A 13,491-nucleotide genomic window follows, 5' to 3' on the forward strand; every position below is an offset into this window, starting at 1 on the left:
CGCCATGACTTCCACCAGCCGCATCGTTCGCACCGGCGCCGCCGTCGTCGCCATCACCGCGGGACTGATCACCGCCGCCGGTACCGCCACGGCGGAAGCCCCGGCGGCTTCGGGCAGCAGCTCCCTCGGCACCGGATCCGCGAGCCTGGTGCAGTCCATACTCACCGCGATCGGCTGCTACGTCGGCGCGAACAACTGCGGGCCGATCGTCATCCCGAAGTAGCGCGACAAAGAGCGAAAAGGCCCTTCCCCCATCGAATCACGATGGGAGAAGGGCCTTTTCAGGCTTGGCAGGCGATTACGCCTGGCCGACCTCGAAGCGGGAGAAGGCGGTGATGGTGGCACCGGCCTCGTCCAGAAGAGCCTTGACGGTCTTCTTGCTGTCGGTCACGGACGACTGCTCCAGCAGGACGACGTCCTTGTAGAAGCCGTTGACGCGGCCTTCGACGATCTTCGGGAGCGCGGCCTCGGGCTTGCCCTCTTCGCGCGCGGTCGCCTCGGCGATGGCACGCTCCTTCTCGACGAGGTCGGCGGGGACCTCTTCGCGGGTGACGTACTTGGCCTTGAGCGCGGCGACCTGCATGCCGGCGGCGCGAGCGGCCTCGGCGGCGACATCGCCCTCACCGGTGAACTGCACCAGCACGCCGACGGCGGGGGGCAGATCGGTGGCGCGCTTGTGCAGGTAGGTCGCGACATTGCCGTCGTAGGACACGACGCGACGCAGCTCGAGCTTCTCGCCGATACGGGCGGCCAGCTCCTGCACGGCCTGGTCGGCGGTCTTGCCGCCCAGATCGACAGCCTTGAGCGCGTCCAGATCGGCCGGGCGCGCCTTGGCGGCGGCCGCGACGATGCTGTTGGCCAGCTCCTGGAACTCCGCGTTCTTGGCGACGAAGTCGGTCTCGGAGTTGATCTCGATCAGGACGCCGTCCTGCGCGGCGACCAAGCCCTCGGCGGTGGCGCGCTCAGCGCGCTTGCCGACGTCCTTGGCGCCCTTGATGCGCAGGGTCTCGACGGCCTTGTCGAAGTCGCCGGCGTTCTCTTCGAGCGCCTTCTTGCAGTCCATCATGCCGGAGCCGGTGAGGTCGCGAAGCTTCTTCACGTCAGCGGCGGTGTAGTTCGCCATGTCGGCGATCCTCCTCTGTGTGGTCTGGGGTGGTCACACCTTGCCGCCCGCTTCCCAACGGGAAGGGGCGGCAAGGTGAACAAATGCCGTGCGACTCTCAGGCGTCGGCGGTGGCGGCCGGATCGGCCGCGGCGGGGGCCTCGGCCTCGGCGGCCGGGGCAGCCGAAGCGAGGAGCTCCTGCTCCCACTCGGCGAGGGGCTCGCCCGCGCCGGCTTCCGGCTTCGAATCACCGGCGGCACGCGAGGCACGAGCCTGCACGCCCTCGGCGACGGCGGACGCCACAACGCGGGTCAGCAGCGCGGCCGAACGGATCGCGTCGTCGTTACCCGGGATCGGGTAGTCGACCAGGTCGGGATCGCAGTTGGTGTCCAGGATCGCGATGACCGGGATGTTCAGCTTGCGAGCCTCGCCGACGGCGATGTGCTCCTTGTTGGTGTCGACGACCCAGATGGCCGAGGGAACCTTGGCCATGTCCCGGATACCGCCGAGGGTGCGCTCGAGCTTGTTCTTCTCACGCGTGAGCATGAGGATTTCCTTCTTGGTGCGACCCTCGAAGCCACCGGTCTGCTCCATGGCCTCGAGCTCCTTCATACGCTGAAGGCGCTTGTGCACGGTGCCGAAGTTGGTGAGCATGCCGCCCAGCCAGCGCTGGTTCACGTAGGGCATGCCGACGCGAGTGGCCTCGGCCGCGATCGACTCCTGGGCCTGCTTCTTGGTACCGACGAAGAGAACGGTGCCACCGTGGGCGACGGTCTCCTTGACGAACTCGTAGGCCTTGTCGATGTAGGTCAGCGTCTGCTGAAGATCGATGATGTAGATGCCGTTGCGGTCGGTGAAGATGAAACGCTTCATCTTCGGGTTCCACCGACGGGTCTGGTGACCGAAGTGGGCGCCGCTGTCGAGCAGCTGCCGCATTGTTACGACGGGCATGGCCTCGTAACCCTTTCATTGCTGGTTGTCGCAGAAATCGGCGATCTCTGCCCTGGCGCCCACGGCCACCGGAACCCGCTATATCGAATCAGGGGGACCAGCCGGCGGCCTCGATCTGGGCGCGCGAAGTCGGTCCGCACTGAAGCAAACCGCTGGATCAGTTTACGGGCCGGGTCCGCAGAGATGAAATCGCCCCCTGCCCGGGGTGGGCGCACCGCGCCGGACCAGGCCGGGACCGCGAGCGGGGCGACCTCCCGCGAACCGTTGGACCGCTCGAACTCAGCCCAGTTCGACCGCGTAGTACAGGGCCAGCACGACGGCGACGCCCGCGACTCCGGTCACCGCCACGGCGACCGCGGTGATCCCGCGCCGCCCACCGCTCCAGTTACCTCGATTGTGCGAGTGCAGGATTCGGCTGCGATGCACGCACACCACGCTCACCACGACCAGGCTCACGGTGGCCAGCAGCGCGAGCCCGGTCAGCGGCGGCCAGTCGCTGGTGTAGGTGACCTTGAGGAACAGCACCGCGTTGGCCATGGCCGCGATGGCCGTGCGCCGCCACGCCAGGGCGGTGCGCTCGGCGGCCAGCCCGGCTTCGGGACTGCTCACGACAGCAGCAGCCCGTACCCCGCGAGCACCGCGATGACGGCGATGCCGAAGGCCAGGATCGGGACCATAAGCGTGCGCGGCAGCCGGTCGCCGCGTTCCATGGCGGCCTGCACGTGCTTCCAGCGCCCGTACGCGCCGACGGCGATGATCGCGGCCAGCACGATGCAGCTCAGGGCCACCGCGCTGCGAATGCCGTGGTGCGTGAACGGGCGGACCAACTCGTGCACGGCCACGCCCCCCGCGAGCAGGCCCAGGCCGGTGCGCATCCACGCCAGGAACGTGCGCTCGTTGGCGAGGGTGAAGCGGTAGTCGATGTCGGCGGGTTCGGCGGCGAGCTCGCGATCGTGCTCCTGCGCCTCGGCTTCGATCGGGGTCTCGGGGCGCGGCTCGGCGGAGCCCATGACGTTCTCCTGCTGGTCGGCGGCATGTTCCGGGATTGGACAGCACGGTGTTCACATCCGTGCGGCCCATCCACATTCCCGGTTCACGGTAGTCCCGGGCGGCGGTCGGAGGCGCACCCTGAGGGGTATGCGAGCGATCGTGTCGATAACCCTCGGCTGGTTGCCGGGGCTACTGCTCGGGCAGGTGATGGTGACATCGGCGGGCAGCGCGGCGCCCGCCGGCGAATTCGGCTGGCCGCTGCGCCCGCGACCCGCGGTGGTCCGGGCCTTCGACGCGCCGGAGCGGGACTGGCTACCCGGGCATCGCGGGGTGGATCTGGCGGGCCGCGCCGGGCAGGCGGTGCTCGCCGCCGGGGACGGCACGGTCGCCTTCGCCGGGACGGTGGCGGGCAAACCCGTGTTGTCCATCGATCACGCGGGCGGGCTACGGACCACATACGAGCCGGTGCGCGCCGGGGTTCCGTTGGGGCGCAGGGTTTTCCGCGGATCGACCATCGGTTCCCTGGAGGCCGGTCACGCCGGATGCCCGGTGTCGGCCTGCCTGCACTGGGGGCTGCGCCGGGACCGGGCCTACCTGAATCCGCTCGGGCTGCTGCGCACGGTCCAGGTGCGACTGAAACCACTGGCGAATCCTTGAAGGCGGCACCGTCGCGAGACCAGGATGGGGGTATGACGCACGAGCCCGCCACGGTCGAATTCACCTACGCCGAGGTCGGCGCGACCCGCGGCGAATTCCCGCCCGGCTACCACCATTTCCGGCTGCGCCGCCGAATCGGTTCGGGCCGCGCGCTGTTCGAGGAGGCCGGGGCGCAGATCCTGGCGTACCGCATGCAGCGCGGTACCGGGATTTTCGTGTCGGCCACGAGCCCGGTGGCCGCGCCCGGCACGGAGATGACCATGTGCCTCGGCATAGGCCGGCTCGGGTTCCGGGCCCACTGCCGCGTGGTCTACGTGCTGGACGAACCCGACCGTCGCGGCTTCGCCTACGGCACGCTGCCCGACCACCCCGAGGTCGGCGAGGAACTCTTCGCCGTCGAGTACGACCAGGCCGACGGGTCCGTGTACGGGATCGTCGAGGCCTTCGCCCGCCCCGGCGCCTGGTACACCCGGCTCGGCGGGCCGATCGTCCGGGTCATTCAGCGCTGGTTCGCGGGGCGGTACATCGGCACGCTGATCTGAGGCCCGGGAGCCGAGCGGCGGGGTGCTTCGACCGCACGGCACGGTCTCATGGCTGCCCGTAGAGGTGGCGGGTGAGGACGGCGGCTTCGGCGCGCAGGGCGGCGGCACGCGCGGCCCCACCGGCGGCCGCGGCGTAATCGGTTGCGGCGCTGTCGCGTTCGTCGATCTCGGCGCGGACGATGTCGTCGACGTCGGACTCGGTGAGTTCACGGCGGGGGCGTTCGGCAGCGCCGAGACCCCCGGCAGCCTCGATCGCGCCCGCGCGGACATCGGAGGCGTCGACCGCCTCGGCGTTGTCGATGGCGGCCAGAGCCGAGCGCAGGGCCGCGACCGCGGTGCGGTCGCGAGCCTTCAGGGCTGCGGGCAGGGCGGCCCGCAGCCGGTCACGCAGTGGAGGAAGAGCTTGTTCGGAATCGCCGGGCATGCCCTCGACCGTAGGTCAGACCCCGGCGGGCGCGGCCTTCTCGGCCTCGGCGAGTTCGGACTTCCAGGTGCGGAAGCCCTCTTCGGTGCGGCCGCGACGCCAGTAGCCGGAGATGGACGCCCACTCGGCGGTGACACCGCGCTCCTTGCGGACGTACGGGCGCAGATCGTGCATGACGGCCTGGGCCTCGCCGTGGATGAACACGTGCGCCTGCCCCGCGCGCCACGGCTCGGCGCGCACGGCGGCGGCCAGCCGCTCACCGGGAGCCGCGTCGCCGCGGTGCACCCAGGTGAGTTCGACATCCTCGGGCAGCGGGAAGGAGAGTTCGTCGGCGGGACCGCCGATCTCGATGAACACCCGGCCGGTCGCGTCGATCGGCAGCGCCGCGCAGGCGGCGGCGATGGCGGGCAGCGCCGACTCGTCACCGGCGAGCAGGTGCCAGTCGGCGTCGGCGCGGGGCGCGTACGCGCCGCCGGGGCCGAGCAGGTCGATGGTGTCCCCGGGTTCGGCCGCGGCCGCCCACGGTCCGGCGACGCCCTCGGTGCCGTGGTGCACGAAGTCGATGGCGATCTCCTGGGCCGCGCGATCGATCGCGCGCACGGTGTAGGTGCGCATGATCTCGCCGTCGGGGCCGGGGAAGACCAGCTTGACGTAGGCGTCGGTGAAGTCGTTGGCCTCGAAGCTCGCGAAGCCGGGCCCGCCCAGGTGTACGCGGATCAGGTGGTCGGAAAGCCAGATGGTGTTCTGAACAATCAAGGTCGTACGGCTGCGTGCCAAGCGGAACACCTCCACAATTAGGGTTACCTAAGTCAACGTACACGACGCCCGATAGCTCGTCGATACGGTCTTGATATGGCGTCGATTACCTCGCCCCATCGAACGACACCGCATCGATCAACGCCGCCAGCGCGGTAGCGAGTCGCGGAAGGCCCGGACCGGCCGGACCACCCGGCTCGGCCATATAGACATCCCTGCGAATCTCCACCATGAGTGCGGTTACGCGTGGTTCGGAGCGGTACCGGTCCAGGGGGACATAGGTTCCCGCGAACGGAGTATCCACCGCGACGCCACCGAAACCCGCGAACACCGCGGCAGCGAACGCCGTCAGCTTCGGCGGCGTGTGGAAGTCATTCGTTCCCAGGCAGATCGGCGGACGGCCTCCTGCCGCAAATAGCTCGTAGGCCAGCGGTTTCGTCGGATACGAGTGCACATCGAGGATGACGGCGCGCCCGGTCGCGCGCAGGCGATCGGTGACCAGATCGGCCATGGCGCGGGCGTAGGGGTGGAAGTAGCGGTCCAGGAGTTCGGCGGGGTCGAAGGCATCCGGCCGCAGAATCTTCCGGTCGGTGGTGCGGGTGTAGACCGCGCCCATGCCGACGGCGGCCATCTCCTCGCGCTCGTCCGGGAATCGCTCGGGGTCCACGACCAGACGCGAGAGCCGGTTGACGAACCGCCACGGCCGCATCCGGGCGCCGGCGGCGGCCGCCGCGGACAGCTCCGCGGTATGTGCGTCGGTGATGTGGTCGAGTTCGCGTTCCAGGGCCGGGTCGTCCAGGACGATATCGGCCCGCACGTCCGGTGGAATGCGGCGGGCGGAGTGCGGAACATGCAGGATGACAGGCGATTCCGGGGCGCCGGGGTGCAGGTCGACGTTGCCTGGCGCAATCGGGGCCGGGGTACGCCGGCTCGGGTCGGGAATTCTCGGCACCGGTTCAGGCTCGGGGGTGGGCCTGGTCGTGCACCTTCTTGAGGCGCTCGATCGACACGTGGGTGTAGAGCTGGGTGGTGGCCATGCTCGTGTGGCCGAGGATCTCCTGCACGACGCGCAGGTCGGCGCCGCCCTCCAGCAGGTGGGTGGCGGCGGTGTGCCGGAAGCCGTGCGGACCCATATCCGGTGCGCCGGGTATCGCCGAGATAACCTCGTGCACAACGGTTCTCGCCTGGCGCTGGTCCAGCCGCCTACCGCGGCGGCCCAGCAGCAGCGCCCGGCCGGACGCCTCGTTCGCGAAGGCCGCCCGGCCGTGCCGCAGCCAGCTGTCCAGCGCCTGTTCGGCCGGGCCGCCGAACGGCACCGAGCGCTCCCGGTTGCCCTTGCCCAGCACCCGCACGAGGCGGCGTTCGCGGTCCACGTCCTCGATGTCGAGCCCGCACAGCTCGCTCACCCGGATCCCGGTCGCGTACAGCAGCTCCACGATCAGCCGATCCCGCAGGGCCATGGGATCGTGTTGCGCCGCACCCGATTCCGCCGCGTCCATGACCGCCGAGGCCTGCTGCTTGCCCAGCACGGCGGGCAGCACCCGGTGCGAGCGCGCGGTCCCCAGCCGCGGCCCCGGGTCGACCGTCAGCCGCCCGGTGTAGGTGAGCCACGCGGTGAAGGTCCGGGCCGACGAGGTCCGCCGCGCCAGCGTGGTGCGCGCCGCCCCACTCGCCGACAATCCCGCCAGCCACGACCGCAGCAGCGTCAGATCCACCTCTCCCACACCGCAATCCGCTCCCCGCTCGAGCAAATGTCCGAGCAGGCCCCGCGCGTCCCCCACGTACGCCCGGACGGTGTGCTCCGACCGGTTCCGCCCGAGCCGCAGATGCCGCCCGTACTCGACCAGCAGTGCCTCCAGGTCCTCGGGCAGTTCGCTCATCCCCCCACCGTCACCGCCCACGCCCCCGAGCGCAAGTTCCCCCGCCGGATACGCGGATCATGCCCGGCGGCGGTCCTCCACAACGAGTTCAGGAGTCGGCGGTGCGGTGCCAGCCGTCGTCGCCGCTGGCGGCGCGGCCGGTGAGTTCAAGGGCCGCGAGGGTCGCCCGGACCACAGGGAGCGGGAGGCCGGTGGCGGTCGCGAGGGTGCGGGGTAGGCGGGAGCCGATCGTGGGGAGGGCGGCCAGGAGGCGGGCTTCGTTGTCGTCGAGGGCGGGTGGGCGGGGACGCCGGTCGTTGCCGGCGCGGGGCCCGGGTGGCGGCCGGGTGTCGGTCAGGGTGGCAGCCGAGGACGGTGGGGCTATGCCGGCGAGCGAGAGGCGCAGGGGGCCCGCTTCGTCGAGGATGTCGTCGGCGCCGGTGACCAGGAACGCCTCGCCGTCGAGGATCATGCGGTGACAGCCCACCGAGGCCGCCGAGGTGACGGGGCCGGGGACCGCCAGGGCCGGACGCCCCAGGCGGCGTGACCATTTCACGGTATTGCGGGCCCCGCTGCGGGCGCCGGCCTCGACCACGACCACGGTGTCGGCCAGCGCCGCGATGAGCCGGTTGCGGGCCAGGAAATGGTGTTTGCGCGGTGTGACCCCGGGTGGGTATTCGCTGACCACCAGCCCGGTGTCGGCGATCTCGGCCAGCAGCCGATCGTGCTGCACCGGATAGGGCCGGTCGGCTCCGCAGGCGAGCACCGCGACCGTACAGCCGCCCACCGCGAGCGCGGCCCGATGCGCCATCGAGTCGATCCCGAACGCGGCCCCCGACACCACGGTCCACCCCCGCCCCGCCAGCTCCCCCGCGATCTCCGCCGTGACGTGGTTCCCGTATCCGGTACTGCACCGAGCCCCGACGACCGCCACGGCCCGCTCGGTGCACTCCACCAGCGAGCGCGGCCCCCGCGCCCACAACACGACCGGCACCGCCCCCGCCTCGTCCTGCCCCGGGTCCAACTGCCCCAGCCCGAGCATCCGCCACGCCGGCCATTCCGAGTCGTCCGGCGTAATAACGCGCCCGCCGATCCGCTCCATCACCCCCAGATCCCGCTCCGCCCACTCGATCCCCCGCCGCAACTCCGTAGGCCCCCGCAACACCTCCGGCAACGCACACTCCCGCACCGCCCGAGCCGCCTCGACCACCCCCACCGACCCGATCAACGCCGACAACGCCGCACACGGCCCCTCCACCACCCGCGACAGATACACCCAGGCCAACCGCCTCTCGTCCCCGTCGCCACCACCCGGCCTCCTGCCGTCGGCCGATCCCCCGGCACCACCTGCGGGCAGGGTGTCGTGCGGCCGGTGCGATGGCACATCCGAATCACGCGGGCCCAGCATGGATACCGGACCGCCGGGCTCTGAATCGGCTGCGATGGAAGGCTTTCGTTCCCGATCGGTGCACACGCCCTCCACGCCGATCCTCGGCACGTCATCGGCCCGATGGCCCGGCCCACCATCGGGCATGGTCGCACCACCGTCATCCGGTCGCGAGACGCTCCGACACCGCGCCTCGTCCGCGTCGTCGAGCGTCGAATCGGCCACGGCGAGAGACTCTCCAACCCCGGAAACACCTGCGACCATCGTGTTCGCAGCGACGGGGCTGGGCACCGGCGCAGCGACCACACTCGGCAGCGAGGGAGTCGAACTCCCCGGATCATCCGCCCCGTATGGACCCGGATCGACTGTGTCGGAAGAACTTCGATCACAGTCCGTTCGCGCATCGGACAGGGCGGTGCCCGCCGAGCGATCGGTTCGTGAGCTGGCAGTGGGCGTCGGTGGCGGGAGGCCCGGTGACCGGTACTCATCCGCGTCGTCGAACAGGGTGCTCGCCGCGCGCAACTCGTCGATGTTCGCGTCATCGGGGAGAGCGCAGGCATCTGTGCCCGTGCACCCGGTTCCCGCCAGATCCGCCGCGCACGGGAAGGGGTGCACCGACGACTCTTCCTGGTCATCGACGACGTTGGACGCCACCGGAACAGGAGGCTGCGTCATCGCGAGGGGCTCGGTCGGCGCGGGCGCAGCGGGCGGCGTACACGGGGCGCCCGGGGGCGAAGCGCCCTCCGCCGCAGGGGAGACCGCACGACCGGGGCGGGGATTCATGCTCCACCTCGATGGCGAAAGGCCAGGGCCTGCAGGACATCCTGGGCCGTGGGGACCTCGCCACCGCGCAGATCGCACACCGTCCAGGCGACGCGCAACGCGCGGTCGGCGCCGCGGGCGGACATGCGGCCGTGTTTGAGGGCGTTCTCCACCGGGGCCAGGGACTCGCGCGGGAGGCGGAACTGCTGGCGCAGCACGTGACCGGGGACCTCGGCATTGGTGGTCAGGTTCAGCGTCGCCCAGCGGGCCGCGGCGGCATTGCGGGCCAGGGCGACCCGAGCCCGGACCGCCTCGCTGGATTCGGTCTCCTCACCGCTGAGCGCGCCGGCGGACTGCGCGTGCATGCGGACCGAGAGATCGATGCGGTCCAGCAGCGGGCCGGAGAGTTTTCCGAGATAGCGGCGGCGTGCGAGGGGCGCGCAGATGCAGTCGATGTCGCGGGCAGGCGCGCAGGGGCAGGGGTTGGCGGCCAGCACCAGCTGGAACCGGGCGGGATAGCGGGCGACGCCGTCGCGGCGGGCGATGCGAACCTCGCCCTCCTCCAGGGGAGTTCGCAGCGCCTCCAGCACCTTGGTGCCGATCTCGGCGCATTCGTCGAGGAACAGCACGCCCCGGTGCGCGCAACTGGCCGCACCCGGACGCGCCGATCCGGAACCACCGCCGATCATCGCCGTCACCGACGAGGAATGGTGCGGCGCCACGAAGGGCGGCAGGTGAATCAGCGGATGATCGTCGGACAGGGTGCCCGCCACCGAGTGAATCGCCGTGACCTCCAGCGACTCTCGCTCCCGCAGGGCCGGCAGCAGGCTCGGAAGGCGCTGGGCGAGCATCGTTTTGCCGATACCCGGCGGCCCGGTCAGCAACAGGTGGTGCCCACCCGCCGCCGCGACCTCCAGCGCCCAGCGCGCCTCCTCCTGCCCGACCACCTCGCTGAGGTCCCCGTGCGAGCGCACCTCGGCCGGGACCATCGGCTCGGGCGGGGTGAGCTCGCCGGCCCCGCGCAGCCAATCGACCAGCTCGCTCAGGGTCGCGGCCCCGAGCACCCGTATCCCGTCCACCAGGCCGGCCTCGGCCAGCGCCGCGGTGGGCACGATGACCAGCTTGCGCCCGGCGGTGCGCGCCGCCAGCACCGCCGGCAGGATGCCCCGCACCCGGCGCACCCGCCCGTCGAGCGCGAGCTCGCCGAGCAGGACGGCCTCGGCGAGCCGATGCACCGGAACCGAACCCGCCGCGTCCAGCACCGCGGCGGCGAGCGCCAGGTCGTACACGCTGCCGACCTTGGGCAGGGTCGCGGGCGACAGCGCCAGGATCACTCGACCGTCCGGCCACTTCTCCCCCGAATTGGTGACCGCCGCCCGCACCCGGTCCCGCGACTCCTGCAGCGTGGTGTCCGGCCGCCCGACCAGGTGCACCGACGGCAGCCCCTGCCCGATGTCGGCCTCGATCTCCACCAGCTGCCCGTCCACCCCGGCCACCGCCACCGAATGCGCCCGCCCGAGCGGCATCAGAACGCCGCCCGCAGATGGGTGATCTCCGGCGGGGTGCCGGGCCGCAGCAGCACCGACACCACGTCGAACCGCACCCGCGACCACGGCCCGGACCGCTCGTGCAGCCACACCAGCGCCAGCCGCCGGATGCGCTGCTGCTTGAGGAACGACACCGCTTCTGCGGGCTGCCCGAACGCGAGCCCGCTGCGCGTCTTGACCTCGACGAAGACGGTGACGCCCGCGGCATCCCTGCCGATCAGATCGAGTTCCCCGTACCTGCACCGCCAGTTACGGGCGACGATCTCCATACCGGCGTCGCGCAGATAGCGCGCCGCCAGCTCCTCCCCCTGTGCGCCGAGCGCGAGATGCTGTGCCATAACGCCAGCATGGCCGGGTCCGATCCGGACCCGGCCACGCCGACCTGGGAAAACTCACTGCCTGTGGATACCGCCGAGCCTGTGGACTACTCGGGCAGCCGCAGGTCGGGCTTCTCCAACTCCTCGATGTTCACGTCCTTGAACGTGATGACGCGAACGTGCTTGACGAAGCGGGCGGGCCGGTACATATCCCAAACCCACGCATCGGACATCCGCACCTCGAAGTACACTTCGCCGTCGGCGTTCTGCGGCCGCAGTTCAACCGTATTGGCCAGGTAGAAGCGGCGCTCGGTCTCCACCACGTACGAAAACTGGCCGACGATGTCCTTGTACTCGCGATACAGCGAGAGTTCCATCTCGGTTTCGTATTTCTCGAGATCCTCGGCGCTCATCGGGTGGAACGTCCTCCTTATCGCCCAACTGGGTGTAGAGACATCATCCCGCATACGCGGTATCGGTAGCCACTCGGCCGGTCCCGGGCGACCGCACCGCGATCTCCCGCACATTGCGCCAGGACCGGCGATGTTCACTGGTGACGCCCAGACGATGCAGCGCCTCGTTATGTTCGGGCGTGTTGTAGCCCTTGTGACCGGCGAATCCGTAACCGGGGAACTGCTCGTCCAGCTGAACCATCATCCGGTCGCGGGTCACCTTGGCGAGCACGCTCGCCGCGGCGATGCAGGCCGCCGTGGCGTCACCGCCGATCACCGGCAGCGACGGCACGGGAATGCCGGGCACCCGGAAACCGTCGGTCAGAACGTACCCCGGAACCGGGTTCAGTCCGGCGACCGCACGCCGCATGCCCTCGATATTGGCCACGTGGATGCCGATGGCATCGATCTCCCAGGCCGGGATCACGACCACCGACCAGGCCAGGGCCACCCGTTTGATGATCGGGAACAGCTCCTCGCGCGCGTCCTCGGTGAGCCGCTTGGAATCGTCGAGCCCGGCCAGCGACGCGTACGCCTTGGGCGCGAGCAGACACGCCGCCACGACCAGCGGACCCGCGCTCGGGCCACGCCCGGCCTCGTCCACGCCCGCGACCGGACCGAGCCCGCTGCGGATCAGCGCGGCCTCGAGCGTGCGTAGCCCGCCCGCGCGTCGCATGACGACGCGCGGCGGCCAGTCACCGCGTTCGATCGGCTGTATCTTCTTGCCGCCCCGCTGCTTCGGGGTGTTCGCCATCTTCCCCACCGGTCGATTATCTCGCCCTCGGCCCTATTGCGGGTCCTCGGACCGCACGAATCCGATCCGGCCCAGCGGCCAGATCTTGAAGACCGCCTTGCCGCGCACGTCCGAGATCGGCACGGTGCCCTGGAACTCGTCGTCCATGTGGTAGCGGGAGTCGGCGGATTCGCGGCGATTGTCGCCCATGACCCACAGGTTGCCCTCGGGCACCTTGACCGGTCCGAACGCGCGGCCGCCGGCGTTGAACGGGATGTCGGGGCGCTCGGGGTTGAACGGGTTGTTGCGGTCGGGGTTCGAGGTCTGGATGTAGGGCTCGTCCAGCGGCTGCCAGGTGGCGCCGGGCTCGTCGTCCAGCACCAGGATGCGGCCCTGCTCGTCGCAGCACTTCACCGTCTGCCCGCCGGTCGCGATCACCCGCTTGACCAGATCGTTCTCGTCCGGCGGCACGAGGCCGAAGAAGGACAGGAAGTTCTGTACGCCGCGCACCGCGGTGTTGGTCGAGCGAATGGACCGGTAGTGCCGGTTCCAGGAATCGGTCGGGCCGACGAACACCACCACGTCACCCGGCTTCGGGTCACTGAAGTAGTAGCTCAGCTTCTGCACGTAGATCCGGTCGCCGGTGCAGCCCGCGCACCCGTGCAGGGTGGGTTCCATCGACTGCGAGGGGATCACGTACGGGCGTCCGATGAAGGTCACGACCAGCGCGGTGATGACCGCCGCGATGCCGATGAGCATCGGCAGTTCCTGCCAGAACGGACGCTGCTTCTTCTTGGCGGGAGTCGCCTTCGCGTCCTCGCTCACGTCGTCGTCGCCCGGACCGGACACCGCTGTCGACTCGTTCTCGTCTGCCACGGGGAACAGAGTAGCGCCGCGCCCCGGGAGCCAAAAGGGGGGGGGCCGACACGAAATCAGGTCGCGTGAGGACCAATACACGCCCACCCCGCAAGTAGACATCTCGGTTGTCATCTGATGGTGGTTCTGGTAGGG

The 13,491-nt window shown here is 70.5% G+C and carries 17 protein-coding genes; 3 read left to right on the forward strand and 14 right to left on the reverse strand.

What is annotated here, in order from left to right; translation table 11 throughout:
• Nucleotides 1–4: 4 nt before the first annotated feature.
• The gene (locus ACWIGI_RS40635) at nucleotides 5–223 is read left to right on the forward strand and encodes a hypothetical protein (protein ID WP_454209018.1); all 219 of its coding nucleotides are present in this window, start codon (nucleotides 5–7) and stop codon (nucleotides 221–223) included.
• 75 nt (nucleotides 224–298) lie between these two features.
• Here the strand turns inward: ACWIGI_RS40635 and tsf are convergent, their stop codons facing one another.
• The 4 genes from tsf to ACWIGI_RS40655 form a co-directional block, all read right to left on the reverse strand.
• Complete coding sequence (gene tsf / locus ACWIGI_RS40640) at nucleotides 299–1,123, reverse strand: translation elongation factor Ts (RefSeq protein ID WP_454209019.1); 825 nt, start codon at nucleotides 1,121–1,123, stop codon at nucleotides 299–301.
• A 97-nt stretch (nucleotides 1,124–1,220) separates the two neighbouring features.
• Nucleotides 1,221–2,054, reverse strand: a complete 834-nt coding sequence (gene rpsB / locus ACWIGI_RS40645; protein ID WP_454209020.1) for a 30S ribosomal protein S2 — start codon at nucleotides 2,052–2,054, stop codon at nucleotides 1,221–1,223.
• Nucleotides 2,055–2,333: 279 nt separating this feature from the next.
• Nucleotides 2,334–2,663, reverse strand: a complete 330-nt coding sequence (locus ACWIGI_RS40650) for a DUF202 domain-containing protein (protein WP_454209021.1) — start codon at nucleotides 2,661–2,663, stop codon at nucleotides 2,334–2,336.
• A complete protein-coding gene (locus ACWIGI_RS40655; protein WP_454209022.1) occupies nucleotides 2,660–3,064 on the reverse strand; it encodes a YidH family protein in 405 nt (134 codons plus the stop codon). Before ACWIGI_RS40655 ends, ACWIGI_RS40650 begins: the two co-directional genes overlap by 4 nt.
• Nucleotides 3,065–3,251: 187 nt before the next feature.
• Here ACWIGI_RS40655 and ACWIGI_RS40660 point away from each other — a divergent pair, with 187 nt between their 5' ends.
• Complete coding sequence (locus tag ACWIGI_RS40660) at nucleotides 3,252–3,701, forward strand: M23 family metallopeptidase (protein ID WP_454209033.1); 450 nt, start codon at nucleotides 3,252–3,254, stop codon at nucleotides 3,699–3,701.
• Between the two features lie 32 nt (nucleotides 3,702–3,733).
• Nucleotides 3,734–4,243 carry a DUF1990 family protein gene (locus tag ACWIGI_RS40665; protein WP_454209023.1) on the forward strand — a complete coding sequence of 170 codons (510 nt, stop codon included), beginning with the start codon at nucleotides 3,734–3,736 and terminating at the stop codon, nucleotides 4,241–4,243.
• Nucleotides 4,244–4,289: 46 nt separating this feature from the next.
• Here the strand turns inward: ACWIGI_RS40665 and ACWIGI_RS40670 are convergent, their stop codons facing one another.
• From ACWIGI_RS40670 to lepB, 10 genes are all read right to left on the reverse strand, one after another.
• Nucleotides 4,290–4,667 carry a hypothetical protein gene (locus ACWIGI_RS40670; protein ID WP_454209024.1) on the reverse strand — a complete coding sequence of 126 codons (378 nt, stop codon included), beginning with the start codon at nucleotides 4,665–4,667 and terminating at the stop codon, nucleotides 4,290–4,292.
• 15 nt (nucleotides 4,668–4,682) lie between these two features.
• Nucleotides 4,683–5,444, reverse strand: a complete 762-nt coding sequence (locus tag ACWIGI_RS40675) for a siderophore-interacting protein (protein ID WP_454209025.1) — start codon at nucleotides 5,442–5,444, stop codon at nucleotides 4,683–4,685.
• A gap of 85 nt (nucleotides 5,445–5,529) precedes the next feature.
• Nucleotides 5,530–6,375: an N-formylglutamate amidohydrolase gene (locus tag ACWIGI_RS40680; protein ID WP_454209026.1), complete on the reverse strand. Its 846-nt coding sequence runs from the start codon at nucleotides 6,373–6,375 to the stop codon at nucleotides 5,530–5,532.
• A gap of 4 nt (nucleotides 6,376–6,379) precedes the next feature.
• Nucleotides 6,380–7,303, reverse strand: coding sequence for a tyrosine recombinase XerC (locus tag ACWIGI_RS40685; RefSeq protein ID WP_454209027.1), 924 nt, complete (start codon nucleotides 7,301–7,303; stop codon nucleotides 6,380–6,382).
• A gap of 88 nt (nucleotides 7,304–7,391) precedes the next feature.
• Nucleotides 7,392–8,567 carry a DNA-processing protein DprA gene (dprA, locus tag ACWIGI_RS40690; protein ID WP_454209028.1) on the reverse strand — a complete coding sequence of 392 codons (1,176 nt, stop codon included), beginning with the start codon at nucleotides 8,565–8,567 and terminating at the stop codon, nucleotides 7,392–7,394.
• An 881-nt stretch (nucleotides 8,568–9,448) separates the two neighbouring features.
• Nucleotides 9,449–10,957, reverse strand: coding sequence for a YifB family Mg chelatase-like AAA ATPase (locus tag ACWIGI_RS40695; RefSeq protein ID WP_454209029.1), 1,509 nt, complete (start codon nucleotides 10,955–10,957; stop codon nucleotides 9,449–9,451).
• Complete coding sequence (locus ACWIGI_RS40700) at nucleotides 10,957–11,316, reverse strand: YraN family protein (RefSeq protein WP_454209030.1); 360 nt, start codon at nucleotides 11,314–11,316, stop codon at nucleotides 10,957–10,959. Before ACWIGI_RS40700 ends, ACWIGI_RS40695 begins: the two co-directional genes overlap by 1 nt.
• 86 nt (nucleotides 11,317–11,402) lie before the next feature.
• A complete protein-coding gene (locus ACWIGI_RS40705) occupies nucleotides 11,403–11,708 on the reverse strand; it encodes a DUF2469 domain-containing protein (RefSeq protein WP_067514125.1) in 306 nt (101 codons plus the stop codon).
• Between the two features lie 43 nt (nucleotides 11,709–11,751).
• Nucleotides 11,752–12,501 carry a ribonuclease HII gene (locus ACWIGI_RS40710; protein WP_454209034.1) on the reverse strand — a complete coding sequence of 250 codons (750 nt, stop codon included), beginning with the start codon at nucleotides 12,499–12,501 and terminating at the stop codon, nucleotides 11,752–11,754.
• A 33-nt stretch (nucleotides 12,502–12,534) separates the two neighbouring features.
• Nucleotides 12,535–13,356, reverse strand: a complete 822-nt coding sequence (gene lepB / locus ACWIGI_RS40715; RefSeq protein ID WP_454209031.1) for a signal peptidase I — start codon at nucleotides 13,354–13,356, stop codon at nucleotides 12,535–12,537.
• Nucleotides 13,357–13,491: the final 135 nt, after the last annotated feature.

The organism is Nocardia sp. NPDC055321, assembly GCF_053645575.1.

Coding starts and splice junctions, on each gene's coding strand:
- tsf (WP_454209019.1), bottom strand. CDS start 1,123: ATGGCGAACTACACCGCCGCTGACGTGAAGAAGCTTCGCGACCTCACC.
- ACWIGI_RS40660 (WP_454209033.1), top strand. CDS start 3,252: ATGGTGACATCGGCGGGCAGCGCGGCGCCCGCCGGCGAATTCGGCTGG.
- ACWIGI_RS40695 (WP_454209029.1), bottom strand. CDS start 10,957: ATGCCGCTCGGGCGGGCGCATTCGGTGGCGGTGGCCGGGGTGGACGGG.
- ACWIGI_RS40670 (WP_454209024.1), bottom strand. CDS start 4,667: ATGCCCGGCGATTCCGAACAAGCTCTTCCTCCACTGCGTGACCGGCTG.
- ACWIGI_RS40665 (WP_454209023.1), top strand. CDS start 3,734: ATGACGCACGAGCCCGCCACGGTCGAATTCACCTACGCCGAGGTCGGC.
- ACWIGI_RS40655 (WP_454209022.1), bottom strand. CDS start 3,064: ATGGGCTCCGCCGAGCCGCGCCCCGAGACCCCGATCGAAGCCGAGGCG.
- rpsB (WP_454209020.1), bottom strand. CDS start 2,054: ATGCCCGTCGTAACAATGCGGCAGCTGCTCGACAGCGGCGCCCACTTC.
- ACWIGI_RS40705 (WP_067514125.1), bottom strand. CDS start 11,708: ATGAGCGCCGAGGATCTCGAGAAATACGAAACCGAGATGGAACTCTCG.
- ACWIGI_RS40635 (WP_454209018.1), top strand. CDS start 5: ATGACTTCCACCAGCCGCATCGTTCGCACCGGCGCCGCCGTCGTCGCC.
- ACWIGI_RS40685 (WP_454209027.1), bottom strand. CDS start 7,303: ATGAGCGAACTGCCCGAGGACCTGGAGGCACTGCTGGTCGAGTACGGG.
- ACWIGI_RS40710 (WP_454209034.1), bottom strand. CDS start 12,501: ATGGCGAACACCCCGAAGCAGCGGGGCGGCAAGAAGATACAGCCGATC.
- ACWIGI_RS40700 (WP_454209030.1), bottom strand. CDS start 11,316: ATGGCACAGCATCTCGCGCTCGGCGCACAGGGGGAGGAGCTGGCGGCG.